The organism is Pseudoalteromonas byunsanensis, from assembly GCF_001854475.1.
GTDB classification, from domain to species: Bacteria; Pseudomonadota; Gammaproteobacteria; order Enterobacterales; family Alteromonadaceae; genus Pseudoalteromonas; species Pseudoalteromonas byunsanensis.
Map to the genome: position 1 here is coordinate 282,845 of NZ_MNAN01000027.1, position 26,706 is coordinate 309,550.

General features: G+C 42.6%; 24 protein-coding genes. 5 read left to right on the plus strand and 19 right to left on the minus strand.

Translation table 11 applies throughout. From position 1 onward, the window contains the following. Nucleotides 1–6: 6 nt before the first annotated feature. From BIW53_RS07320 to BIW53_RS07380, 13 genes are all read right to left on the minus strand, one after another. On the minus strand, nucleotides 7–639 hold the full coding sequence (locus BIW53_RS07320; RefSeq protein ID WP_070991202.1) for a 2OG-Fe dioxygenase family protein: 633 nt from the start codon (nucleotides 637–639) through the stop codon (nucleotides 7–9). A 220-nt stretch (nucleotides 640–859) separates the two neighbouring features. Further along, nucleotides 860–3,457, minus strand: a complete 2,598-nt coding sequence (gene acnB / locus BIW53_RS07325) for a bifunctional aconitate hydratase 2/2-methylisocitrate dehydratase (protein ID WP_070991203.1) — start codon at nucleotides 3,455–3,457, stop codon at nucleotides 860–862. 237 nt (nucleotides 3,458–3,694) lie between these two features. Next, on the minus strand, nucleotides 3,695–4,006 hold the full coding sequence (locus BIW53_RS07330; protein WP_070991204.1) for a hypothetical protein: 312 nt from the start codon (nucleotides 4,004–4,006) through the stop codon (nucleotides 3,695–3,697). Then, nucleotides 4,007–4,642, minus strand: a complete 636-nt coding sequence (locus BIW53_RS07335; protein ID WP_070991205.1) for a hypothetical protein — start codon at nucleotides 4,640–4,642, stop codon at nucleotides 4,007–4,009. It abuts the gene before it with no gap. A 57-nt stretch (nucleotides 4,643–4,699) separates the two neighbouring features. After that, complete coding sequence (locus BIW53_RS07340; protein ID WP_070991206.1) at nucleotides 4,700–5,392, minus strand: PspA/IM30 family protein; 693 nt, start codon at nucleotides 5,390–5,392, stop codon at nucleotides 4,700–4,702. Between the two features lie 23 nt (nucleotides 5,393–5,415). Continuing rightward, nucleotides 5,416–5,829, minus strand: a complete 414-nt coding sequence (locus tag BIW53_RS07345) for a DUF2170 family protein (protein WP_070991207.1) — start codon at nucleotides 5,827–5,829, stop codon at nucleotides 5,416–5,418. Between the two features lie 77 nt (nucleotides 5,830–5,906). Continuing rightward, on the minus strand, nucleotides 5,907–7,628 hold the full coding sequence (locus BIW53_RS07350) for a polyamine aminopropyltransferase (RefSeq protein ID WP_070991208.1): 1,722 nt from the start codon (nucleotides 7,626–7,628) through the stop codon (nucleotides 5,907–5,909). Nucleotides 7,629–7,630: 2 nt separating this feature from the next. Continuing rightward, nucleotides 7,631–8,530 (minus strand): DUF350 domain-containing protein, encoded by a 900-nt coding sequence (locus tag BIW53_RS07355; protein WP_070991209.1) that lies wholly within the window; start codon nucleotides 8,528–8,530, stop codon nucleotides 7,631–7,633. A 36-nt stretch (nucleotides 8,531–8,566) separates the two neighbouring features. Then, on the minus strand, nucleotides 8,567–9,502 hold the full coding sequence (locus BIW53_RS07360; RefSeq protein ID WP_070991210.1) for a hypothetical protein: 936 nt from the start codon (nucleotides 9,500–9,502) through the stop codon (nucleotides 8,567–8,569). A gap of 297 nt (nucleotides 9,503–9,799) precedes the next feature. Next, entirely contained in the window at nucleotides 9,800–10,315 is a 516-nt protein-coding gene (locus tag BIW53_RS07365) for a DUF2489 domain-containing protein (RefSeq protein WP_070991211.1), read from the minus strand. Continuing rightward, nucleotides 10,315–10,899 carry a Der GTPase-activating protein YihI gene (gene yihI, locus BIW53_RS07370; protein ID WP_070991212.1) on the minus strand — a complete coding sequence of 195 codons (585 nt, stop codon included), beginning with the start codon at nucleotides 10,897–10,899 and terminating at the stop codon, nucleotides 10,315–10,317. Before yihI ends, BIW53_RS07365 begins: the two co-directional genes overlap by 1 nt. After that, nucleotides 10,896–11,573 (minus strand): class I SAM-dependent methyltransferase, encoded by a 678-nt coding sequence (locus BIW53_RS07375; RefSeq protein WP_070991213.1) that lies wholly within the window; start codon nucleotides 11,571–11,573, stop codon nucleotides 10,896–10,898. The genes yihI and BIW53_RS07375 overlap by 4 nt, the downstream gene beginning before the upstream one ends. Before the next feature lie 649 nt (nucleotides 11,574–12,222). Then, nucleotides 12,223–12,855, minus strand: coding sequence for a c-type cytochrome (locus BIW53_RS07380; protein ID WP_070991214.1), 633 nt, complete (start codon nucleotides 12,853–12,855; stop codon nucleotides 12,223–12,225). Between the two features lie 312 nt (nucleotides 12,856–13,167). On the opposite strand from BIW53_RS07380, the gene yihA reads away from it, so the two are divergent. Continuing rightward, nucleotides 13,168–13,821, plus strand: coding sequence for a ribosome biogenesis GTP-binding protein YihA/YsxC (yihA, locus tag BIW53_RS07385; RefSeq protein ID WP_070991263.1), 654 nt, complete (start codon nucleotides 13,168–13,170; stop codon nucleotides 13,819–13,821). A 9-nt stretch (nucleotides 13,822–13,830) separates the two neighbouring features. Here yihA and BIW53_RS07390 read toward each other — a convergent pair whose 3' ends face one another. From BIW53_RS07390 to polA, 3 genes are all read right to left on the minus strand, one after another. Beyond that, nucleotides 13,831–14,352, minus strand: a complete 522-nt coding sequence (locus BIW53_RS07390) for a DUF1285 domain-containing protein (RefSeq protein WP_070991215.1) — start codon at nucleotides 14,350–14,352, stop codon at nucleotides 13,831–13,833. Beyond that, nucleotides 14,336–14,908 (minus strand): YceI family protein, encoded by a 573-nt coding sequence (locus BIW53_RS07395; protein WP_070991216.1) that lies wholly within the window; start codon nucleotides 14,906–14,908, stop codon nucleotides 14,336–14,338. Before BIW53_RS07395 ends, BIW53_RS07390 begins: the two co-directional genes overlap by 17 nt. Before the next feature lie 388 nt (nucleotides 14,909–15,296). Next, the gene (polA, locus tag BIW53_RS07400) at nucleotides 15,297–18,062 is read right to left on the minus strand and encodes a DNA polymerase I (RefSeq protein ID WP_070991217.1); all 2,766 of its coding nucleotides are present in this window, start codon (nucleotides 18,060–18,062) and stop codon (nucleotides 15,297–15,299) included. Nucleotides 18,063–18,493: 431 nt separating this feature from the next. Between polA and elbB the strand changes: the two genes are divergently transcribed. From elbB to BIW53_RS07415, 3 genes are all read left to right on the plus strand, one after another. Continuing rightward, complete coding sequence (gene elbB / locus BIW53_RS07405) at nucleotides 18,494–19,144, plus strand: isoprenoid biosynthesis glyoxalase ElbB (protein ID WP_070991218.1); 651 nt, start codon at nucleotides 18,494–18,496, stop codon at nucleotides 19,142–19,144. A 163-nt stretch (nucleotides 19,145–19,307) separates the two neighbouring features. Next, nucleotides 19,308–19,700: a c-type cytochrome gene (locus BIW53_RS07410; RefSeq protein ID WP_070991219.1), complete on the plus strand. Its 393-nt coding sequence runs from the start codon at nucleotides 19,308–19,310 to the stop codon at nucleotides 19,698–19,700. A gap of 161 nt (nucleotides 19,701–19,861) precedes the next feature. Next, complete coding sequence (locus tag BIW53_RS07415; RefSeq protein ID WP_070991220.1) at nucleotides 19,862–22,438, plus strand: sensor domain-containing diguanylate cyclase; 2,577 nt, start codon at nucleotides 19,862–19,864, stop codon at nucleotides 22,436–22,438. Here the strand turns inward: BIW53_RS07415 and rep are convergent. Beyond that, complete coding sequence (rep, locus tag BIW53_RS07420; protein ID WP_070991264.1) at nucleotides 22,422–24,437, minus strand: DNA helicase Rep; 2,016 nt, start codon at nucleotides 24,435–24,437, stop codon at nucleotides 22,422–22,424. The two genes, BIW53_RS07415 and rep, sit on opposite strands and share 17 nt — an antisense overlap. A 121-nt stretch (nucleotides 24,438–24,558) precedes the next feature. Here rep and ubiK point away from each other — a divergent pair, with 121 nt between their 5' ends. Next, the gene (ubiK, locus tag BIW53_RS07425) at nucleotides 24,559–24,825 is read left to right on the plus strand and encodes a ubiquinone biosynthesis accessory factor UbiK (protein ID WP_070991221.1); all 267 of its coding nucleotides are present in this window, start codon (nucleotides 24,559–24,561) and stop codon (nucleotides 24,823–24,825) included. A 4-nt stretch (nucleotides 24,826–24,829) separates the two neighbouring features. Here the strand turns inward: ubiK and can are convergent, their stop codons facing one another. After that, nucleotides 24,830–25,483 (minus strand): carbonate dehydratase, encoded by a 654-nt coding sequence (gene can / locus BIW53_RS07430; RefSeq protein ID WP_070991222.1) that lies wholly within the window; start codon nucleotides 25,481–25,483, stop codon nucleotides 24,830–24,832. Next, nucleotides 25,471–26,673: a methyltransferase gene (locus BIW53_RS07435; RefSeq protein ID WP_070991223.1), complete on the minus strand. Its 1,203-nt coding sequence runs from the start codon at nucleotides 26,671–26,673 to the stop codon at nucleotides 25,471–25,473. The genes can and BIW53_RS07435 overlap by 13 nt, the downstream gene beginning before the upstream one ends. Between the last annotated feature and the right edge of the window lie 33 nt (nucleotides 26,674–26,706).

Consider the following 26,706-nt stretch of genomic DNA (forward strand, 5'->3'; position numbering starts at 1 on the left):
TTTGCCCTACGCTGTGAATACAAAACAATCTAGATAGCCTACTTTCTCGGTATCCAGCTTATTCATTGGAGTTGCATTGTGCCATACCTGACGGTCATTGATCAGGGCAAACAAGCCATCTTTGATCTCCATTTTAAAGCATGGCTCTGACTCTTTGTTTTCATAAACCAGTAGCTCACCACCGGCGATATTTTCATGAGAAACGCCACACACACACACATGATCGAAACCATCTTGATGAATTCCCTCTGGAGCTGGAGGTGTATCAGATTCAATGGCCAGCATACGGAATTGATGCACTTCAATATGGCGCTCATCTTCAATACCTGTCATCTGTTTGAACTCAGTCAGTAAATGTTTGAAGCCATCACTGCTGATCAAGTCTGCTTCTAGATTTTCATAAACACGCTCAACATTACCTTGGAAAGTGTTTATTGAATCATCCTGAACAAATGCCTTCGTTGGTTGCAAACTCACTACATCATCAACAAATTTAAGCACCGAATATCGACGCTTACGAAATGCACCATCTGCATAGGGATTGTCTGGAAGTTGGTTAAATGAGGGCTTAACTGCTTCGATATGCGCCTGTTGGATAAAACGCAGTTGAAGCAGATTCTGGTTGTTTACTGCTGTCATTTCGCTGTCGCCTATTAATGTAAAATTAGCGACAATTCTAATCGAAATTAAAATAAATTCTGTTTAATTTACCTATGATTTAGCGATAATATTGAATTAACAAACCTATTAGACATCATAATACAGCTATTTAATTCAAAAATCACTGCGCAAAATTCAACCTACTTATAGACACAAAAAAGCCGGTGATAACACCGGCTTTTTTAAGCAACTACCGCAATTAAACAGCTTGCTGGATGATTACACCATCAGCTTTTTTAGTATACTGAGGCATTTTGTGGAAGTTCAAGTAACGGTATGTATCAGCTGCCGTTGCGTTGATCTTCGCCGCGTATTCTTGGTACTCAGCTGGTGTAGGTAGCTTACCTAAGATAGCTGCTACTGCTGCAAGTTCTGCAGAAGCTAAGAATACGTTTGCACCTGTACCTAAACGGTTAGGGAAGTTACGTGTAGAGGTAGACACAACCGTTGCTTTGTCAGCAACACGTGCTTGGTTACCCATACATAGTGAACACCCTGGAGTTTCGATACGCGCACCAACACGACCAAAGATACCGTAATAACCTTCATCAGTAAGTTGGTCTTTATCCATCTTAGTCGGCGGAGCAACCCAAAGTTGAGTTGGGATACGACCTGTAAAGCCATCTAATAGTTTACCCGCTGCACGGAAGTGACCAATGTTAGTCATACAAGAGCCGATGAACACTTCGTCTATCTTCTCGCCAGTTACATCAGAAAGAAGGCGTGCATCATCAGGGTCGTTTGGTGCACAAAGAATTGGCTCTTTGATGTCAGCAAGGTCGATTTCTAGTACGTGCTTGTACTCAGCATCTTGGTCCGCTTCCATAAGCTCAGGGTTTGCTAACCACTCTTGCATCGCTGTGATACGACGCTCAATAGTACGCACATCGCCGTAACCTTCAGAGATCATCCACTTAAGCATTACAATGTTTGACTCAAGATATTCAGAGATAGACTCTTTAGAAAGCTTAACTGTACAGCCTGCAGCTGAGCGCTCAGCTGACGCGTCTGATAATTCGAACGCTTGCTCAACCGTTAAGTGTTCAACACCTTCGATTTCTAGTACGCGACCAGAGAATTCGTTGATCTTACCTTTCTTCTCAACCGTTAGTAGGCCTTCTTTAATACCGTAGTAAGGGATAGCATGTACTAGGTCACGTAATGTGATACCCGGTTGCATTTCACCTTTAAAGCGTACCAAAATTGACTCTGGCATATCCAATGGCATAACACCCGTTGCCGCTGCGAATGCTACCGCACCTGAACCAGCTGGGAATGAAATACCTAGAGGGAAACGTGTATGCGAGTCACCACCAGTTCCTACCGTATCTGGTAATAACATACGGTTTAACCAAGAGTGGATTACACCGTCACCAGGGCGAAGCGATACACCGCCACGGTTCATGATGAAATCAGGAAGCGTATGGTGTGTATTTACGTCAATCGGCTTAGGATAAGCTGATGTATGACAGAATGACTGCATGGTTAAATCAGCAGAGAAACCTAGACAGGCTAAGTCTTTTAGCTCATCACGTGTCATCGGGCCCGTCGTATCCTGAGAACCAACCGTTGTCATCTTCGGCTCACAGTATTGACCAGGACGAACACCAGGCATGTTACATGCCTTACCAACCATCTTCTGAGCAAGCGTAAAGCCTTTACCAGAATCGGTGATAATTGCAGGTTTACGGAAGATATCTTCTGCTTCCATACCCAAAGATGCACGCGCTTTGTCAGTTAAACCACGACCGATGATCAGTGGAATACGACCGCCAGCACGTACTTCGTCAAGAATTACGTCTGACTTAAGTGCGAAAGTAGAGATCACTTCATCAGTACCGTGACGCTTCACCACACCTTCGTATGGGTAGATGTCAATTTGGTCACCCATGTTGAACTCATCAACATTTAGCTCAATTGGTAACGCGCCAGAATCTTCCATTGTATTGAAGAAGATAGGTGCAATTTTACCACCTAAGCAAACGCCACCAACACGTTTATTTGGTACGAATGGGATGTCGTCACCCATGAACCAAAGTACTGAGTTAGTTGCTGATTTACGAGAAGAACCAGTACCAACAACATCACCAACATAAGCCAGTGGTAAACCCTTTGTTTTCAATTCATCAAGCTGTGAGATTGGACCGATTTCACCGTCTTTATCAGGCGTGATACCATCTCGTGCGTTTTTCAGCATTGCTAAAGCGTGTAGAGGAATATCTGGGCGTGACCATGCATCTGGTGCTGGTGATAGATCATCAGTATTAGTTTCACCCGTTACTTTAAATACAGTAACAGAGATTTTCTCTGCAACAGCTGGTTTGTTAAGGAACCACTCAGCCTTCGCCCATGATTCAATAACTTGCTTAGCAAATTCGTTACCTGCTTTAGCTTTTTCTTCTACGTCATAAAACGCATCAAACATTAATAATGTATTTGAAAGACCTTTAACAATGATAGGCGCAAGTGCTGCATCATCAAGTAATTCAATCATAGGTGCGATGTTGTAACCACCTAGCATAGTACCTAGCAATTCTGCCGCGTACTCTTTGCTCACTAGTGGTGATTCAGCTTCTCCCTTAGCAACCGCCGCTAAAAAGCCAGCTTTAATATAAGCTGCGTCATCCACACCAGGTGGTACACGGTTAACTAAAAGGTCTAGGATAAATTCTTCTTCACCTGCTACTGGTGACTTTACTAATTCGATAAGATCTGCAGTTTGTTGTGCGTCTAACGGCTTAGGTACGATCCCTTGCTCTGCGCGCTCTTCTACATGTTTACGATATTCTTGAAGCACAATTTTGCCCTCTTGGTGACGTGAATCGTCTGGTCTATGTGATTGTTCATACAGACAAGACCGATAAATTCCGGTGGTTAATTATAAGGCCTTTGAGTATAGATGAAAATCTTGCAACTGAAACTGGCGCTTAATAGTGACTATAAATACTATGAATGGCCCTATTGAAACAAGTATATCTCCATGAATGTTTAGTAAGTAGGAATCATTTGCAATTACAAGTTACCAAATTCGGGCTTATTGTGTGTGGGAAATTAATAACTCCGCTACGCGCTGTTTGACCGCGCGCTTGTCATCTGCATCTACACCAAAACGCTCAGCGAGTAATGCGATTTCTTCGTTACTGAGATTAAAAGATAAACGTTGCCGAGTCTTTTTTGATTTCACTTCCAAGTTGAGGATTTTACGGATCATATCTGATGGAGTCAGTTCCTGATCTATCGCCTGCTTCTTAATAGATTTTTGCACTTCACTACTGAGATCAAACGCCATTTGCGTCGCTCTGACAGCTTGCTCTTGGCGTTGCCATTTAGCTTTTGCATCACTCACTTAGTCACTCCCAGGGAACAGTTCTACAATATCAGATATCGGTCTGCTAAGGGTTAGTGAAACATCGGTTTCTCCACCATCCCAAATCTCAATGTTAAGGCTGTGTTTGTCATCATCTGAAGCCAAAGTAATTATTTCACAAGGCTCACCACCTTCTTGCTCAAACTGCGGCAACGTCTGCTGGCGAAAATCACGCTGATGAAAGTAACACACAAAAGGTGCTTGCGTTTGCTGATAGCTGTTTCCTAGAAACTGACTAAATCGCTCAGGTGCGTTGACAACACTGATTTGCGTCAATGAGTCTTCGTCAAATATTCTCGCAAATTCATCCAGTGTGAAAATGTCGTCCACGTCTTCACGTTGAACCTTTATTGAGAAGTTTGCCCATTGCTCACCATCTTCTTGCTCTATTTGCAAAAACACAACTTGCCCTGACTGATTTTCTAACACCATTTCATACTCAGCACCATATTGATATTGGTAAGTATGCACGGCGACCACTCGCAAGCTCTGTCCTTTGAGCCATTTTGGATAAGCAAACGAGTCAATGAGCGTGAGCATATCACCAACCTTTAACTGTGAAGGTTCAGTTAGTTGGCGTGTCGGCACTGTTTTTTTCTTAAAAAAGTTAAACATATCTCACCTAAAAAAATGGCTGGGGCTAACTCAACAACCAGTTCACCCCCAGTTGGATCACTTACCCTGTTTCGCTTTGATACGAGCCAGAATATCTTCACCTTTTGGGTTACTTGCACCTATTCCTGCTTGGGCCAATTTCGCTTTCAGATCCTCTCCATTGGTCTCTGCTTCAAGGGCCTTTGCTGCACCGAGTTGATCTTGACGATCTTGCTGGCGCTGTCTAATTCGCTCCAATGAAGCTTTCGCCGACGTCATCGATGAGCTGTTGGTGTTTAATGTACTGTTCACCGCCATTGTTGCTTGCTGAACACTCTCGGTAGTTTTAACCATACTTAATTGACGTTGATTTTCTTTTATCGACTTTTCCGCATCTTTAACTTGCTGCTTTAAGCTCACGATATGCTGACTAAAGCCATTAAGCACGTCTTCATGCTCAGCTTTTTCCGTTTCGAAATCACCAATTTTTTCTGCAATTTCTAATGCTAATGTTTCATTTCCTTGCTCTAGAGCTTGCCCTGCATAACCTTCATGCTCTGCAATTGAATCCTCTAGCGCTTTGATTTTTCGCGATGTTTGCATTTCTTTGGCCATCACTTCAGTCAGGCTACGTTTCGCTTTTTGTAGGGCGTTTTTCGCATCGGCAATTTCTTGTTCAAAAATGCGAATGCCGTTGGCATCAACGATTGCTTCGCCGGCTTCGCGCGCGCCACCACGGACAGCAGTGAATAATTTTTTTAAAATACTCATAATCTTAACTCCTAAAAACTTATTTAATCATTTAAATAAGGGGTAACGGCATCTAGCGCTTCTATCGCATTATCTGCAAGTGTCACTAACTCGTGAGTGATATCATCGAATGAAGAGTTAACCGATAAAGCACCAAAGATTGCATACCGATTATCAACTTTGGCAAACGCACTGAGCGGAATAGGCACATTCAAACGCAACAACGTTTCATTAAGCTCATCTTTGAGCTCAGCTTTTACTTCTTCATCAGCAAACAAATAACTAATACAAAGCAGCTGTTCTTGCGTTTGCGTTACAAAAATAGGTAATTCATCGTTACCATCAACAATCACTTGCAACACATCTTGTTGATCAGGGTTGGCTATCATAAATGATTCAAAGCCTACCCCTTCGGTTTCAAAAGAAGCCAGTTTGATTGAAAGTTCATTTAATTCCATTTTATCGCCTTATTAATTTGACATATTATGTCTTAGTTAAGAGTTGCACGGTTGACATATTATGTCAACCTTTCGAACTAATTTTTATACAGCTCATTTTCTATTTGCCAAGCCTGACGATAGTAATCGTACAAAACGCCTGATCCTAACTGGTTAACATCTATCTGATTTTGGTATGCAAAGAATTGGCTAGGAAATACGAATGCAGCCAGTAAATACTCCTTACTTGCCCAACGAGATGCTATGGGCAGATGTTCGACTCTTTGAACCCTAGCACTGGCGGAACTACCAGCTTTAGTTGCTATCGTCCAACCCCATTGGCCAAACGAGGGAACGTTTTGCTGATATTGTTCAACATAGCTAAACCCCGCTGATTTCACGGTTTTTGCAATGCTGATAAACGCTTTCTTGGCGTGATATGGCGAAGTAGATTGTACGACCATAGCACCATCAGCAGCCAATAATTGTCGTAGATGATTATAAAAATAATCACTATAAAGTTTGTTTAAATCGGGGTGATTTGGATCAGGTAAATCCACAATGATGGTGTCAAAAAGCGCCCCCTGAGCCAGTAGGTTTTCGACCTCAAGAAATGCATCAGCCACAATCACGTTGGCTCTTGAGTCGAGCATTGCTTCATTATTCAACTGGGTGAGCCGCTGCTTAATATCATCCGGTGCATTGTCTTGCCCACCTGAATAACCAAATAGGTTAAGTAGCTGCGCATCCAAGTCAACTAAAGTCACTTGCTGTACCGGCCATTTCAAAACATCTCTTAGGGCCAGTCCATCCCCTCCACCAATAATCAATACGTTATCATGTCGGTTAGACGCTAACATGGCCGGATATACTAGCATCGTATGATATATTTGCTCATCAACACTTGAAAACTGCAATCGGCCATTAAGGTAGAGATCCGTAATGGGCTCGCTTTGGTTGCGACTTAAACGCTCCGTCAAAACCACATGTTGATATTTGGTAGCTTCGGAATAAATAACTTTGTCTTTGTAAAGTACATTACTTAAGTCCTTCATCCAACTACTGCCAAAAAGCAACACGAAGCCAAAAAGCACCAGCAATAAAGCATGACAAACAGCTAGCACGGTGGCATAACGTACATGCTGATGATAACGCCACAAGAACGCAAGCCCAGCTACGATATTGAACAACGCTGTCCAAGCCGCTGCCTGCATTATAGGCATGGCGAGCATAATACTGACCCAAATGGCAGCACCAATTCCGGCTCCAATGTAATCAGCGCCGTAAATAGTCCCTGCATTATTTTCTAGAAAGCGCCCATACACCTGCTGACGAATGCGAGCAATCAACGGTATTTCCATTCCAATTAGCATCCCAAGTAACAAACCAAAAACATAAGGTAAAAACCTTGCTACCTGTTGCAGCTTTTCAAATACATAGCCATTGAGCACGACGTCTGCCGGCAAATTAAAAATCGAAGAGAATAAATGGGGTAAGGAATAGCTGACGGCAATCACACCAGCAATAGCCAAAATACAACCCATACCAACCAGCGCTATGATACTTTCAAGCCAAGCAAAGGCGGTAAACGCATCTTTAAACCATCTTGCCAAAAATGCGCCAATACCCATCGCGACAATCATTGTGCCAATCATGGCATAGATAGCGCTTTCAACCGAACCTAACACGCGTCCAGCATAGTGAGATAAAAGGTATTCATAGATAAGGCCGCACCCAGCAAGCACAGCCATCACAGTGATCAGTAAAAAATCATGCCCAAGCAATGTGCTGCGGCTTGGGCCAGTTGTGGATTCAGACAAGATTATGCACCAAGTAACGTCGCCATACTGATACCTATGGCAAAAGAAATAGCGGCAGAGATTGTCGCAACTCCCACATTTTTCTGACGATTGACTTCATCAGAGATATCGCAGCCCGCCAAAATAATTTTTATGGTCAGCAAATGAAGTAAAATAAATGCTATCACGCTGACGAGTGCACACAACGCCCAGCAGACCAAACTTACTAGCAGATTGTCTGGCGCATATGGCGCTATCCCTGAGGCTGCCGTTATGGCTAACGCACTACCAATTAAAAAACCCGCATAACGTATTCCAACAGCTAGGTTGCCATCAACAATTGCTTGCTGCAAACAATCGCCACTGCGGTTGGTACGTTTAAATAACTGCACACGATACTGGCTCACCAGCAACAGCACAACATTGGCAATAATGAATGCCGCAATCACAATAGGCAAACCATGCCAGCCTTCGGTTGCGACCCACAATAATGCAGAGCGAATAACCACAGCCACACTCACCACATGGCCAAAGTCAATTAAGGAGGCCGTCGTGTTCCCTTTTACAATTTCACTATGCAGACTCACTTTAGGCAATGCGACTTGGTCTTGGAAAAAGTGACCTAATTTGATGAGTATGATGGCCAATAATCCATATCCACCCATCTGCAATGCTTCTTGTGCCAAAGAGGAGGCGAATGCACCGCTACTGACACCGGTCAACACAATTGCTAACGCAGCTAGCCCACCGGCGAAACTGATACCAAAGGCAAAGTTATCTCGCTCTGTGATCTCGTCGTTTGCATGTAGGTTTGATACCCAGCCCTTTATATACTTTAAACTCACAAACAGCGCGATAATAATAGCAAAATCAATGGCCAAGGCTTGTAAAGACCATATCGCTATTCCATTAAATTCGTACATTTTTATAACTCCAACAATTGTTCTTTACACTTGGCATTACTTGCCACGACTTACACCACGAGATGTTCGGCTACTACTGTTTCGTAACGTCCCCGAACCATTTTTACTATAACTACTGGTGGTTGCATAACTGCTACGCGAGCTAACTGGTGTGTAACTACTGCGGCTCAAACCTGATGCACCACTGCGCTTTTTAGCGTAAGGGCTAGTAAATTGTTTACCTTGACGCTGATAAGACTGGCGTGTTCGAGTTTCCAATGTCTTTTGTGCTTTGATCTGCTTAGGGCTTGAATAGCGATAACGGCCATAATCATTGTAATAGCTATATTTTCGACGTTTGCTCCAACTGCCGTATTCTACCGCATCAAATACATCACCTAATAAACGATACATGCCATACCACTGCCAAAATGACATGCCATCATTGTTTGTTTGCCACTGACCATAGTTAGGGTTGCCAACCAGCTGGTTACCGACCCCCGCTCCTTCTGCACTTTGACTAATTGCCCCCACTCTCGCTAGCGTACCATTTGACATGTCGGCCAACATATTTAATGGATCGGTTAAGGCATCACCAAATAAATTAGGCTTCATGGCCTCACGTAACACATCTAAGCGCACTAAGGTTTCTTCGCTAGGAGCCGTTTCAGGTCGATTTTTAATGTCTGTTAGACGGTTGGCGAGGCCGGTATACAGTGGCCCTTGAGCGGTCGCATCTTGTGCAATTAAAGAGCTTATTTGTGATAGTTCAGGACGTTGCTGCTGAAGTACTTTTTGATACTCTTTGAGCAAAGTTGCATTTCGAATTTGCCCCTGTTCCAGCGCTTTTTTTAATTCTATGAGCTCTTTTTCTGCCTGTTGCATCGATTGTGTGATGGACTGCTGCAGTTGTTCTTCTTTTGAAGAACACGCACTCAGTAAGCACACGACCAAAAACAAGCAGATAAACTCCCATGCTTTTATTTTCGACATTCATGTCACCGTTTGATCAATTCAAGTCTGTTATTACTTAACGTTTGTAGCGTCAGCAACACAGGACTAAATCATATTGTTTGAATTCCCTGCATTAGTGTCACATAGCTTTTGATGGATGCCAAGCTGCAAATTGAAACAAAATAACTACAAAGGAACTGCAATCTAAAAATAGATTCATCTCATTGAATAAAAAGAATTTTAGTTTATTAAGCTGTCAAATATAAAAATATTTGAGCACCCAAAAGCAGTAAAGCGACCGTTCGGTCGCTTTACTCATATCACATCTCAATACGATTACTGGAACACCACATTATCACTGCCGGGCAAAGCCTGAAATTGCGCCACCAGTTTTTCGCAATCGTCTAATATCGCCTGCTCTAGTCGCTCTTCAGCACGCCAGCGTGTTGTATCCATTTTAAAAACCTCTTTCTTCGAGTACTTTTTCCGAGCATCATGTGTGGGCATATCTTTAACCACCTCATACATTTGATGCACTCCTGGGTAAACCTCTGGCAATTCTACTTCATCAGCAAAACTGTATTGAGACATCAGCACCCAAACTCGCAAACACCCTTCAGAATATTCACACTGTTTTTCTTTCATGGCTCGTGCTAACAAATTAATACTATCGGCAAGTTTGGCATTGCGCTGTTGGCGAGCTTGTATTAGCTTTTCAGTTTGCGCAGCATGGTGCTTGGCAATCTGAGCTTTTTGCTCCTTTAATTGCCACAACAATTTACCCGCATAAAATGACAGCCCTGCAATGATAGCAGCACCACAGACTACAGCAATCACCAGCCCAATAGCCATTATCTTTCCTCGTCTTCGTCTTCGTCAGTTAACCACTCATCCGCTAAATCATTACTCATAAATGACGCTAACGGATCATCGTCAATCATATCTTGTTCTTCAAACTCATCATCCAAACCCAGTAATTCACAAAGTTCCTGATGGCGCGCGACTGAGCGATTGAAGTATTTCGCATCTTTACCTGTTAACAACTCACCACGTTCGTGACGTTCTAATAACGACATTAAGCGTTCGTCATTCTCAAGTTGCTCAAGCTCTTGCTCAGGAGACAATTGCGGTTTGACTTTCTTCAACTCTACTTGAGGTTGTAAATGCCGCTTCATCACAGGTTCTTGCGGCAGCTCTGCTGTTTGGGCAACCAATGGTACTGGCTTCTTACTGCCTACACGTTGATCTTTCGCGCCCTTACCAGTTGCTTGTTCGTTGCTCACTTTAGCTTCTTGGGCATTGCGCGACCCCGGTTTTGCGCCTTTTGTCTTTTTAACGCGCTGCTCTTTAATTGCCCTAAGCTCTTTGAGCTTTTCTTTACTCACTCTGGGCGTACCATTGCTGGCAACCTTACGGGTTTTCTTCTTTCTGGTCATAATATTTCTTCACTCGGTGCATCAGGCACCTCTGGTTTTGTTAAGATAATGACATCGCTACCTACAAACTCGATATCGCTGCCATAAATTTGTGCTGCGTGTGCAAATGTTTTGCGGCTAAAAAACGAAATATGGGTTAGATCATTTTTGTAGTGCCATGTTGCAAAACGTGTCTTGTCTATTACCAGTTTAGTCATAAGCACCAAAGGTGCTCCGGGTTTTAATAATGAAAACAACTGATTCAAGACTATTTGGGGTTTTGCTATATGCTCTATCACCTCTGTACAGGTAATAAAGTCATATTGTCCCGTTAATACCTCAGGATCGTTAGCATAGTATAAGTCATATACTGACATCTTATGTCCCGCTTCTGTAAGCATATGCGCCAACAAAGGCCCAGGGCCACAACCAAAGTCCAGTCCTGTTGCAGGCTGAGCAATGCGAGTGATGATAGGGTCAGCCACCCGCGATAAAAAGCGCCGATAACCCTCGTCGCCTAAATCATTTTGATGGCTGTCATAAATCGCTTTCTCTTGTTGTGGGGTTACTCGTTCACTTTCGTCCACAAATACCAATTGGCAGCTTTCACATTGCCAATAATGACGAAGTTTATCCTGATGGTAATGTGCTATTGCCACACTGCCACACAGACCACATGATGAGTTTAATTGCACGACTGACTTACAGAATATTAATTAAGAGGCGTATTGTAGCAGGTCTATTTGTAGGCATAAATAAAAAGACGGTAGAGATTGCTCCCTACCGCCTACTAATCTGAGCGTCACAAAAAACTGGACACTTCTCCCTTCGACTTTTAAGTCTTTATTATTTTTATTATGCTGTCTTCCATTTTGTTTTTATTGTTACTTCCCTGAGCCTTTCCATATTGTTTTTATTATTAAACTTCCATGGGGCTTTTATTATTATCGGTCAATCCTGACACTTTATTGTTATTTCCATAATTATGAGTACCAGTCTTAGTACTAAACTTGTCACCTACGCTTCCATCGCGCTTAATCCGTATTGTTTTATTGCCTTGGCGACATCAGATAATCTACGCCTTAATGAAATAGTTACAACTGGTTAATAGTAAATTTCCGATATTGTGTTTGATTAAAAAAGTGTAAATTTAAAAATTACAAATACTTACATATCAAATAAAAAACAAAATAGGAAATATCTCACAAATAGGGATGGCAAATGTCTCACATGAATTTGGGTTGATATCGTAATTGTTTACATAGATCAAAAAAGGCAGCGAACGCTGCCTTTTTGCACGATTTGCTTAGTTTATACGCTAGTGTATAAACTGCCTATCAGACTTTAGTGTAAGCCACCCAAGTACTTTGAAAGAATTTCAATGTCTTTGTCTGTCAGCTTTTTCGCAATATCCTGCATCATACCATTTAGGTCATTTGCGCGTGTTCCATCTCGGAACTTCACTAACTGAGATTTTATGTACTCAGGATGTTGGAAAGATATTTTAGGGAATTTGGCTAACGATGTACCGTTACCACGAGGTCCATGACACGCCGCACATGACGGAATACCGCGCTCAGCATCACCAGCTTTGTACAATTTTTCTCCAGCTTCAACCACATCTTCAGGAGTTGTACCTGCACTCATATTTAAAGAAGCAAAATAAGCCGCCAAATCTTTCATATCTTCATCAGAAAGAGGCATCGCCATACCACTCATGACTGGATCCATACGACCTTCGCTGCCGCCAGATGTCATGCCAAGCTTAAATTCTTGAAGCTGCTTATAAATGTAGTCAGCGTGCTGACCTGCAATTTTCGGATACATGGTTACAGGTGCATTGCCATCTGGGCCGTGACATGCTGCACAAGTTGCAGACTTTGCTTTACCCGCTTCTGCGTCGCCATCAAATGCTGTTGCGTTGCTTGCTGACAACGTACCAAGCAACATTGTTAAAGTTAATGCTATTTTTTTCATGGTAAATTCTCTGTTTCGACCCTGTAATATTTAGTCCCAAGACACGGTGACATGCTTTTCAGCGTAACTTGAGTAGACAATCTTTATCTTTACGTTGCAATTTTTACATTCTACACGATATAAATTTTTCTGGCACGTTTTCTGCCCACATTAAGCTTATAAATTATGGGGTTTTGACCTAGATTAAGTTCTAATCGTACTCAAAAACGGATTTAAAAGCACCCTGAGTCAATAATGGCTGCTTTTGCAACGCCGCTAAGTGTTATAAACTACGCTTGTTTTAGCCATTTTGTTTTATTGTTAGGAGAGCCAGTGCTCAAATCTCGGATTAAATACCATACTGCTAGTTTTATTACCAGTGCCCCAGATATTTCTAAGTTGCCTGCCGATGCGGGTATAGAGGTCGCATTTGCGGGTCGCTCCAACGCAGGAAAATCGAGCGCTCTAAATGCCCTAACAGATCAAAAACTGGCGCGTACCAGTAAAACGCCAGGCCGCACACAGCTAATTAATACCTTTGAATTAGACGAAGAAAAGCGCTTGATTGACCTTCCAGGTTATGGCTTTGCCAAAGTACCAATCGAAATGAAAAAGAAATGGCAACGTTCGTTAGGAGAATATCTGCAAAAGCGCAAAAGCTTAAAAGGACTGGTAGTCCTAATGGATATTCGTCATCCACTCAAAGACTTGGATATGGATCTGATCCACTGGGCAGTTGACAGCGAGATCCCTATTTTGGCGTTGCTTACCAAGGCAGATAAACTTAAACAAGGCAAACGTAAAGCTGAAGTCCTACAAGTACGTAAAGCATTGGCGGACTTAGATGCTGATATTACCGTCCACGCGTTTTCGTCTTTAAAAGGTATAGGCTTGAATGAATTAGCATGGAAACTTGATGATTGGTATTTGGGGCCATTTGTTAAGCCCGACGAACAAGGCGAAGAGCACACAGAAAATAATGAATAGCCTAGAGTGCTATTCATTTAGATAATAATTTATGCCTGCTGAGCGCAGATAAACGCCCTGTTTGTCCTGCTCAGCAATTTGCGCCCACTGATAATATACATTTCTCGCCACTCTCGCCTGCAAACCATTACTTAAACATAAATAGGGGAGTTGTTGTTGTTCAAAACAACGCAGTACTAGCGGATAAAACTGGCAAATTGGCCACTTTCTTCCCAAGTTATCAACTGCTATCAATACATCCATATCATCTAATTTGTGACTGTACCAACTGGTGACTAAGAAGGCGACATCTTCGACCGCCACTTCACAGCGCTCTGCAGGTGTCGTTAACCAGTGGGTCCCTCGCTCACAGCTGAGCACACTGGCAAACAACTTAAGCAGTCCCAATCGCTTTATTTCACCACCTTGGTGAAACCAACGGCCTTGCTGATCAATACGCATATCAATCATGCCACAAGCTTGCCCCGTCCATTTTTCAGTCGGAGCATGTGGCGTAACAAGCTCAGTAATTAACTCAGTTAGCTTGCTCATTAAATACCAAACTAAAGGTTACTGGTACTGCTGTAGCAATACTGTCCAAGCCCGCAACTTTTCTGAGTGCTTCAATTCCTGCCAACATATTATAATCGTTTGCATTAATCAGTATTGTGCGAAGTGGTGTTACGTGTAATTGCTGGTTATTCTTATTAACCACCAAATCCAGCGTTAGTGTTTGTTGTTGGCCGTGTAATGACAATTCAACGGGTACTGACTTGATGACCTGAACACCATTTTGTAGCGAGTCTAAATATTTGCTTAGATCAGCGGTGATGTTCGCTTTTGGAAAGTTACTAATATCAAACAGCATCTCTTGCATACGCTGATTACGAATAGGGATCATGGTTTCAATAGTTTTGAGATCGATTGAAAACACTAATTTGCCATCATCTGACAATGTGCCTTCTAGCTTCTTAAAATGATGGTTTTCAGCAATCGTATTCTTTTTTATAGAAGTGATACTTAAATCACTTTGGCTATTATCTAACTGCCAAGCAGCAAACGCTTGAGTTGAAAGCAAGCTAGCACAGAGTAATACAGACTTAAGCATGACGAGATCCTTTTTACATAATAAAGAATCCTAATATTAACACGCAATACTCAATGATACATGAATGAAAAGAAAAACACGGCTCACCAAATTTAGTGAGCCGTTATAGCAATCTGGGGAGAAGCTATCAATACGTTGTATCCTCTTGCGAGAGATACATCATCAACAGGATGTCCTACAGGATGAGGACGCGCGCACTGTAACAAAACCTCATACAGAAATAAACGTCCAGAGGCAAAAATTGGGCCAATTTGATATTTTATAAACATCTCGTTGTCCCCATTTACGCTTTCTTTACCAATACTACCAATAAAAAAGGGCGCTCCGCGCCCCTTTATGAATATATTAATTTTTATTATCTAGGTAAAAGCATATTTAAACTGTCACATTAGTGAGCTTGCTCCCAGTTTTCACCATGGTCCGCTTCCACCAATAAGGGCACATCCAAAGTCGCAGCTGCACTCATCAGCTCACAGATTTTATCGCTAAATTCAGCGACTTTATCTTCCGCGACTTCAAATACAAGTTCATCGTGAACCTGCATAAGTAGTTTGATATCTTCACGAGATTGAGTATGTAGCCACTCACCGACTGTTAGCATCGCCTTTTTGATAATATCTGCCGCTGTACCTTGCATTGGCGCGTTAATCGCGGCACGTTCAGCAGCTTTTCGACGTGCGCCATTGCGAGCTTTAATATCTGGTAGATGTAAGCGACGACCAAACAATGTCTCTACGTAGCCTCGTTCAGCTGCTTCTTCACGCGTGCGCTCCATGTACTCCAACACTCCAGGGAAACGCTCAAAATATTTATCCATGTAATGCTGTGCTTCATGACGCGGAATATCTAACTGACGAGATAAACCAAATGCACTCATTCCATATATCAGTCCAAAGTTCACTGCTTTTGCTTTACGACGCATATCTGAGGACACTTCTTCCAATGGCACCGAAAAGACCTCTGAGGCAGTTGCGCTGTGTACATCTTTACCCTGTGCAAAAGCACTAAGCAACCCTTTATCTTGAGATAAGTGTGCCATGATACGTAATTCTATCTGGCTATAATCCGCCGCTAAAATCTGCTTGCCTTTATCGGCAATAAAAGCCTGACGGATACGACGTCCAGCTTCGTTACGGATAGGAATGTTTTGCAAGTTAGGGTCACTAGAGCTCAAACGACCTGTCGCCGTTACCGCTTGATGGTATGAGGTATGAACCCTACCCGTGTCAGGGTTAACTAGTTTTGGTAACTTATCGGTATAAGTGGATTTAAGCTTGGCTAATCCTCTATGTTCAATAATTAACTTAGGTAATGGGTAATCATGAGCCAGCTCTTGTAACACTTCTTCAGCAGTGGAAGGCGCACCTTTTGGCGTCTTCTTAACGACCGGCAACCCCTGTTTTTCAAACAAAATTACCTGAAGCTGTTTTGGCGAGCTTAGATTAAACTCTTCACCTGCCAATTCAAAAGCTTCCTTTTCTATTTCTGCTAAACGCTCACTCAGTTGAACACTTTGCTTTGCCAGCATTGATGAATCGATTTTCACGCCTGTACGCTCAATCTCAGACAGCACAGATAATAGTGGTAACTCGATATCGACAAACACCTGCTGCAGCTTTTCTTGCTGCTTCAGTAATGGCCATAAGTGCGCATGTAAGCGCAAGGTAATATCAGCATCTTCCGCAGCATATGGTGCCGCTTTTTCCAACTCTATTTGATTAAACGTCAGCTGAGACTTGCCTTTACCTGCTATGTCCTCAAAACTGATATTTTTATGACCCAAGTATTTAAGCGCCAAAGAGTCCATATCATGGCGTGTTGCCACACTATTAAAAACATAAGACTCCAGCATAGTATCAAAAGCGATACCGTTAAGCTCTAAGCCAGCTCTGGCCAAAACACTCTTGTCATACTTTAGGTTTTGCCCAACTTTTTTGATTTTATCGTCAGCTAAAATAGCGCCTAGTTTTTCAAATACTATTGCTTTTGAAAGTTGCTCAGGTGCGCCAACATAATCGTGTGCTATGGGTAAGTAGGCAGCTTCCCCTGGTGAGACCGCAAAGCTCATTCCAACGAGGTCCGCTTGCATATAATCAAGGCTGGTCGTTTCAGTATCGAAAGCCATCAAAGGTGCCGATTGCAGTTTGTCCAACCATCGTTCTAACTGCTGCTCAGTTAAAATGGTCTCGTAGTTTGCCTCTGGCTGCTGAGCCATAGGCGCGCTGCCCGATGCTTCGATGTCGGTAATATCTGACGTTCTTGCAGAACTGGCGTCGTCTAGCAGCTCACTTAACCAGCGCTTGAATTCGCATTGCGCATACAACTCGATCAATTTATCTTTATTCACAGGCGCAATTGCGAACTGTTCCAGATCTTGCTCAACCTCTACATCAAGTTTGATGGTGGCTAGCTCATAAGATAGCTCCAACTGTTCTTTATGCTCTTCAAGCTTTTTAGCCATGGTTTTAGAACCACGAAAGCCAAGAGCAGCGATTTCATCTAGACGTTGATACAGAGATTCAATTGACCCAAGACCCTGCAACATGGCTAATGCTGTTTTTTCTCCAACCCCAGGCACACCTGGAATATTATCAACTTTGTCACCCATTAACGCTAAGTAATCAATGATAAGCTCTGGACCTATGCCAAATTTCTCTACCACGCCTTGTGGGTCTAAAACCGTGTTGGTCATGGTATTAATAAGGGTGACATGCTCATTGACCAACTGCGCCATATCTTTATCGCCAGTGCTGATCAACACATGACGTTTTTGTTCGGCAGCTATACGCGCGAATGTACCAATGACGTCATCAGCTTCTACACCAGCAATACTGACAAGAGGTAATCCCATCGCTTCGATAATATCGTGGATCGGTTTGATCTGAGACCTCAGATCATCGGGCATTGGAGGACGGTGAGCTTTATACTCACTGTACATTTCATTTCTAAATGTAGGCCCTTTGGCATCAAACACTACCACCATGTGACTTGGCTGGTACTGTTTTAACAAGCTCTTGAGCATGTTGATCACGCCATAAATAGCACCTGTTGCTTCTCCTTTTGAGTTAGTAAGATGCGGAGGCGCATGATACGCCCTAAAAAGATACGAAGAACCATCAACCAAGATCAAAGGATTTTCAGGGATCAAAGACATAATAAAGGGGATCCTAAATGAGCTTTTAAAAAACAGCATAAGAATGCCATAAGGACACAGATAAAACGAGGGATAAAAACTAACAAGATAATTAGTTTGAACTCTAACAAACTGTGGATAACTTTGTAGATAACCACAGAAAATCGCAGCAAGAAAGTTCGAAAACATTTACCGTCTAATGTAAGTTTTTGATATTAAAGAGAAAAGCAAACTCTTTTTTTATTATTATTTATGCCTAAAATGTGGAAAAACATTTTGGTGCCCACAAAGATTAGAACAAGTTGTTTAAAAATCAAGCTCTATTTTGTTAGCGGACGGGTATACTAACATAATTGATCAAAGATCAAATAAGATCCTTTATAATATTTTTCTTCGCTGTTAATTACAATTAAGCATAAGCCTGTAAGATCTTACATTTAGAGGGAACACATATGAAAAAAATCGCAATTATTTTAAGTGGCTGTGGCGTATATGATGGCGCAGAAATACACGAGTCTGTGTTAACTATGTTGCATATAGAACAATTTGGGGCAAGCTATGAATGCTTTGCACCAAATATTCAACAATACCATGTTATCAATCACTTGACTGGTGAAGAACACGCACAACAGCGCAATGTTTTAGAAGAAGCTGCACGTATTGCACGGGGAGATATTAAAGATTTGTCATCTTTAAACGTCAGTAATTTTGACGCTTTGGTGATACCGGGCGGTTTTGGTGTTGCCAAAAACCTCAGTAGTTTTGCATTTGAAGGTGCTCAATCTACGATTCTTGAGTCACTTAAGCAATGTTGTCAGTCATTTGCACAGCAACATAAGCCTATAGCTTATTTATGTATTGCACCTGCTCTGATCGGCCACATTCATCCTCAAGGCACACTCGCAACCATAGGCAACGATGAAGAAACAGCCACAGCCACGGAACAGTTAGGCGCCAAACATGTTACTTGCGGTGTTGATGATGTCGTAGTTGACGAGCAGCAAAAGGTTATCAGTACCCCAGCCTACATGCTGGCAGGCTCAATTACACAAGCATCAAGTGGCATCCAAAAAGCGCTCAAAGCACTTTTCGACATACTCTAAGTGATGAAGCTATTGCCAATATTTGCGCTAAAGCAATAAATTGGGCATTTTTCTTCTAATATACACAAGTTTAGTTTTATAAATTGGTTGGTGGCGTTATAATCGCTAGAAATTCCGTCATCTTATCGTGATTGATCACGTCCAAATGAAGTGAGCAAGACAAATGAAAAAACTTTCTGCAGCATTATTATTGCTATCAACGGCCGCAATAGCGCAGCCTTATGACAATGCTTTAACTGAAGAAGCAATTCAGAAACGTATCGCACCTGTTGGCAGCGTATATTTGGCTGGTGCAGAGAGCGCCGCTGAAGCGGCACCAAGCGGACCTCGTTCTGGCGAGCAAGTATATCAGGCTGCCTGTTTTGCCTGTCACGGAACTGGCGCGTTAGGCGCACCAAAAACAGCTGACGATTGGGCTCCTCGCCTAACAAAAGGTGCGGACGTACTTCTGGATCATGCAATCAACGGTTTCAACGCAATGCCACCTCGTGGTACGTGTATGGACTGTTCTGATGATGAGATTGCTGCAGCAATTGAATTTATGACAGCTAAATAATGTCAATAAAAAGAAGGAGATCGCCCGATCTCCTTCGATATTGCTATGTAAGTTCAAAAAACCTCAACCAAAGTCACCCATATTGAACTTGACCCTCGCCGATAAAAGTGAAAATATACGGATAATAATTGAACACATAATAATAACTATGGGTTAAATCATTGGAAGATCCCTCACCTGTACTTCGCAAACTCGAACGCAATAATAAGCGATTGAGATTTTTGTTGAAAAAGTATAAACAGAACAATCACTTACAGCACGCTCTGATTTTACTTTCAGAACGGGCCAGTACAGTTGCGGAACTGACCCTACTTTATCCAGCTATACATGACATTTTAGTCAAATACCTTCCTAGCCGTAGTTTCTACGTGGTGCTTCAAAATCAATATACACAAACACTTGAGCTTTCTTACTTTGTCGATGAAAAAGATGGCATTGCCGTACCGCTGCATGAAGATAGCCATTTTTCTGAAGGTGTGACTGGTTACGTATTTCGCACCGGAGAAACCGTTTACCTGACCAAAGAGAGCATGATTGAGCAAACCAGAAAAGGGGTGTTTAAAGCTCTGGGTAGCCAAGCCGAACACTGGGTTGGTGTCCCCATATATCGCGACAGTAATATTATTGGTGTTATGGTGTCGCAAAGCTATCAGGCAAAACAAAGCTACAGCGAGCAACAAATCGAGCTGCTTGAGGTGATGTCTCTGTATCTGGCAACCGCTATTGAACGTGTTAAAAAGCGCGAGCTGCTTGAATCTGAGGTTAAAATACGCACCAGAGCGCTGATGCAAAGCAACGAAGCTCTCAACAAAGAAATTGAGCATCGTAAACGTGCGCTAGAGCGTCAACAAATACTGTTCAAAATATCTGAACTAGCAACCCAATTTAGTGACATAGACGATGTTTATAAGCAAGTTCATGACATCATCCGCTCGATTACCTTCGCCGATAACTTATACATCGCTTTATATGACAAACATGCTGGTTGGCTGAGTTTCCCATATAGTGTTGATGAGGTCACACAGTATAAACCTCGGCCTTTTGCCAAAGGCTACAGTGAGCTGGTGATCAGAACAGAGCAAAGCCAACTCATTGATACCATCAGGGCAAAAGCGCTAATTGCCGAAGGCACTGTGCAACGCTCAAAAGAGTATAATAAAATTCAACTGGCGACTAGCTGGATGGGAGCACCATTAAAAACTGCCAATGGTGTTATAGGGCTGATCGCTTGTCAGGCGTATGAGCACAAATATGAGTTTGATTACGACGATGTTGAACTGATCTCTTTCGTATCCAACCAGATCGCTTCTGTATTGCAAACTCACTTGGCGAATCAAGCACTTAAAAGCAGTCACCAAGAACTTGAACATCGTGTTGCAGAGAAAACTAAAGCATTACAACAAACTAATTTGCATCTGCAAATGCAAATTGAAGAACGTAAAAAAATAGAGCAACAGCTATATCATGACGCACATCATGACCCGTTGACGAGTTTACCCAATCGTAGTCTATTTCTTACCCAATTAGAAAAAACACTGCATAAGTTCCAACGTCACCCTGAGCACCACTTTGCAGTCCTCTTTATTGACCTAGACAAATTTAAATCCATTAACGATGAACTTGGCCACCAAGCCGGTGATCAGTTTTTGATTTGGGTAAGTAAGGCGTTTGCCGACTGTATTAGAGATCACGATTTGCTTGCTCGTCTTGCAGGTGATGAATTTGTCATTCTGCTTGATCACCTCAGTGACAAACAACAGGCCGAAGATGTGGCTAAACGAATTATCAGGGTGATGCAACAACCATTCTGTATGAAAGGAACTTGTGTACAAAGTGGTGCAAGTATTGGTATCACTTACAGTAATAAACGCTATAGCAACATTGATGAAATCATTCGTGATGCAGATGCTGCAATGTACTATGCAAAGAATGCAGGTCGTGGCCGCTATGAATTCTACCATCCTTTACTCACTGCGGGCTCTGCAGCTAATAAGCATATTGAACATCACCATTTAAGTGCATTGCCTACTCATTTTAGACGCACCGAAGTGATTTCAATGGCAGACGAAGTAAATGCAATTAGTCTGCTTGATGCGTTTGGCGAGCACCCAGTATTAGGCAGCACCAGTTTCGACATCTTGAAAAAGTTCGCAGCAGAGAAAACCGAACAGCTAGAAATCGAATTACAATTGCTTAAGCAGGTGATCCACATTGGCAATACACAATCTCAGGATCTATTGTTCGCCTGTTCGATAGCAGTGCTTGATAATCAAGCTTTTAATCCACTGTGCCAATTGTTGAAAAGCGCCAAACATCAGATGTGCTTACTGTTTGATGAAACTTCGCTGCGACATGCATCTAGCCAACAACTAGAGAATCTGAAAACACTCAGCGATATGGGAGAGCTCGTTGGCTTAAACGACTTCGCAAAAGACCGTTGTGATCTAGCGATGCTGACCCAGCATGACTTTAAGTATCTCTTATTGAGCTCTACGTTCAGTAAACGCGTCTTGCAACAAAGCTGCTATGACCTTCAATTGCAAGGCATATTGGCTGTAACTAAACTAAAACAAACGCAGGTGATCGCCAAAGGTCCCGCGATTCTAAACTTCCGAGGCTTATTAGAAAGCCACGGTATTGAGTTGTTTTTTGGTAAACAGCATAGCGTTAACTTGCTCGAAGAGCCTTCTGTCAGCACGGCTATCTCACAAACCTCAAGTCCTATCGTTTTAACATAGCTCTGAGATTGGCGACTCTAGCTTGTCCTTTCTCCATACGTTCCGCTTGTGATGCCACTGTTTTCTTTTGTCCTTCGTAACTAAGGTCGTCTTGTGGCAGTTCTTGTACAAAACGACTTATTTCAGGCGTTGCAACCTCACCAAATTGACGGCGGTTTTTTGCATGTGTCAGCGTTAATGTTTGCTGAGCCCGTGTTATCCCCACGTAAGCGAGACGACGTTCTTCTTCTACATTATCTTCGTCAATACTCGTTTGATGTGGTAAGAATCCTTCTTCCATACCAACCATAAATACATGGGGGTATTCCAATCCCTTAGAAGCGTGCAATGTCAGCAATTGGACCGCATCAGAGTCATCTTCTTCTTCGTTACGTTCCAGCATATCTCTAAGCGTGAGCTTGCTAACGACTTCAGCGAGCGTCATAGCTGGGTTATCGCTATCTCCAGTAAGCATATCGGTTATCCAACGGTATAACTCGGAGACATTTTTCATCCGCATTTCAGCAGCTTTTGCACTGGGAGAAGACTCGTAAAGATAAGCTTCGTAATTGGTTTCACGTACCATATCTTTCACCGCTTCCAATGTATCCCCGCGTACAGCTCTATCAGATAGCTCCACTATCCAACGTGCAAACCCCATCAGCGCATTGAGCCCGCGTCCAGCCAAACGTTCTGCCAACTGCGGATCAAAGCATGCTTCAAACAAACTAATATGCTTTTCGTTCGCCAGACTTCCGAGTTTTTCGAGGGTCACAGGGCCAATTTCACGGCGCGGTGTATTTACAATACGCAAGAAGGCATTATCGTCATCTTGATTTACCAACAAACGCAGATAAGCCATGATATCTTTGATCTCGCTACGTGAGAAAAATGACATACCACCACTTATTTTGTAAGGAATACGGTTACTCATAAGCGACTTTTCAAACACTCTGGCCTGATGGTTACCACGATATAAAATGGCATAATCTCGGTAACTAGTACGCTTCATAAATTTATGGGAAATGATTTCCGCCACGACGCGTTCGGCCTCATGCTCTTCATCACGCGTTGCAATAACTCTGATGGGGTCACCATTTTCCAACTCACTAAAAAGTTGCTTATCAAACTCATGTGGATTGTTAGCAATAAGAATATTCGCGGCCTTTAAGATCCGCTTAAAACTGCGATAGTTTTGCTCAAGTTTGATTAGCCTCAAGCCAGGAAAATCTTTGGATAGCAATACTAAGTTTTGTGGTTTCGCTCCACGCCATGAATAAATAGATTGGTCATCATCACCCACCACGGTAAATCTTGCTCGCTCACCAACTAATAGTTTGACCAACTGGTACTGACTGGTATTGGTATCTTGATACTCATCCACCAATAAATAGCGAAAACGTGCCTGCCAGCGCTCTCGAACCTCAGCAGACTGTGACAACAACAAGGTTGGCACCATGATCAAATCATCAAAGTCAAAAGCATTATAAGCACGTAACTGGGTTTGATAACGAGCATATAACTGAGCAAATAAAGCCTTCTGAGGCTCTCTCGCTTCGGCTATCGCTCGCTGTGGCAAAATCAGCTCATTCTTCCAGTTACCAATTTGCATCTTTAGCAAATTCAGCAAGTCTTTATCTTTTTCTAATTCTTTTTCTGTAAGTTCACTTAGTAGCTGATTGGTATCCTGATCATCCAACAAAGAAAAATTTGCTTTATAACCGAGAGTTTTCAGTTCTTTTTTTATGATCTCAAGACCCAAAGTATGAAAAGTCGATACCCATAAGCCCTTTGATTCTTGTTTGCCCAAGGTTTGCGAGACTCGTTCGCGCATTTCTTTAGCAGCTTTGTTAGTAAACGTCACCGCCGCGATATTTTTCGCCTGATACTCACATTTCTGTACTAGGTAAGCAATTTTATTGGTAATAACACGCGTTTTCCCAGAGCCGGCCCCCGCCAGTACTAAGCAAGGACCACTGATGTATTTTACCGCTTCGTCTTGTTTTGGATTGAGTTTCATTGCCAGACTATGAGTTGTGCTACCGAAGCGATATTTTACCGTAAAGCGCTCGGTGCGCCTAGGCGCTTGGCAAAGCATTTGCTAAGATGAGTACTAGCATATTTTGGAGAAGGGATCTGAAATGATTAACCCAGCAAAAATTGAAGAGATCGCAAAGCAAATTTCAAGCAACATGCCACAAGGCGTGAAGAACTTAGCCGATACTTTTGAGGCCAAAACCAAACAAGCTATTCAAAATAAATTAGCCGAAATGGATTTTGTTAGCCGTGAAGAGTTTGATATTCAAAGTAAGGTGCTGATCCGCACCCGCGAAAAATTAGCTGAACTGGAAGCCAAGGTGGCACAGCTAGAAGCTAAGATGACCAACTCAGACAGCGCCGATGAGTAAGCACTTATAAATAGCGCTTAGCCACCTGTTCCACCGCCTGGGCATATCCTGCATTAATATGCTCAGGTTGTGATGTCTGCTCTTGAACTTCATGCAATAGACCGTCTTCTAATCCGTAAACCCAACCATGTATGGTCAACTGTTGCCCTCTAGTCCAAGCATCCTGTACCACGTTGGTTAAACACACATTACGTACCTGATCGATCACATTCAATTCGCATAAAGCTGCACATCGCCGTGATATTTCTACTGCCGATAACAAAGCTTGATGCTTTTCTTTCACATCCGCGACATGCCGCAGCCAATTATCAATTAAGCCAAAACGCGCTTCATCCAACACCGCCTGTACACCACCACAGCCATAATGGCCCACGACCATTATATGCTCGACTTTGAGCACTTCAACCGCATACTGCATCACTGATAGACAGTTATGATCTGTATGTACGACCACATTAGCCACATTGCGGTGCACGAACAGTTCACCCGGCATCAAATCGACTATTTCGTTGGCTGGCACACGAGAGTCTGAACAACCTATCCATAGATAATCTGGGTTTTGCTGCCTAGATAGTTTTTTGAAGAAATCGGGGTCACGCTGTTGAGTACGGTTGGCCCACTGTTGATTATTTTCTAATAAGTGATCTAGCGAGCACATGTCCTTTCCTCTATTTTGGCCATCGCTTGGATCAAAATATTCCTAGGCGTTAGCTGTTTATCACAAAATTCATAAAGACTGACATCATACCCAGATGCGTGTAAATATAAAGCCCTATCGAGGACCAACCAGATCTCAATAGCACGTCTAAAAGCATGTCGCACGAGCTCTATCCGATCCGTCATCTTCTTACGCTGTTGTCCTTGTACGAGATAAGCTTCGTAGTCGCATTGCTGTGGCAAAGTGATGCCTTTTTGCTCGGCCGCCCACAAGCAAAAGTGCGAAAATTCTCCCGAGAAAATAGCTTTGTTTACTGAAGGTACGCTGACATAGTGGCTGACTCCAGTAATATCACGGCGCAGAGCATCGAATCCCAAACGCCAAGTTACCTCTTTCTTACGGACTTTTGCGATACGCTCTGGGGCTGTGACGGTTTCTTGTAAAGCCAACTTCATGTCACTGTGCGTTAATCTTAAATTACTTTGCTGCCCAGCATCGCTCATCGCCTGATACATATTATCTGTAAATAAATGATAGCAACACGGTGATAAGCTAATTTTTTCGCAGCCGGCTTTGACGGCTTGCTGCATAAACACTTGATGCAACCTTCCACAGGCATGAAGCGCTACGGCATGTTGTTGCTCTTTAAAAAACTCAAAAGTATCGTCTCGTAATACATCAGCACAACTAAATGACATTGACAAATTTTGCTGATGAGCACTGTGTTGGCCTTGCTCACACAAAGACGCCTGAAGTTCAATGCTATGTACGTGAGGCGCGCCATCGTAAGCCAACATACGACCCAAATGCCCCTTACCCGCGCACCATTCCAATATCGGATACTGTCGCTCATCAATATGACTGACAAAATCTTGTAACTGAAGTAGCTTACGCCCCTTAATGCCGTTACTTAGCCAAAATGGCAGAGGATGTCGTTCGCGTTTTTCATGAGGCAATTGCAATAAAGGCTCAAGTTCAGCCAATTGAGGGATAAAAGAGCGCAACGCCTGATGTAATTGTTGCGGATGATTGTCTAAATACGTAACTTGCTCATCACTGAGCGCCATTAGCCATTCATTGAGTGCCCCATCCCATGGTAAAGTCCGCGCCTCAAAAGCTATCAGCTGCCAGTAACTACTTGTTTGACATAACAAAGTATCTAGATGATTAAATCGGTGTAATAACGACATGATTGGCTAAGAACAACACATAAACTAAAAACG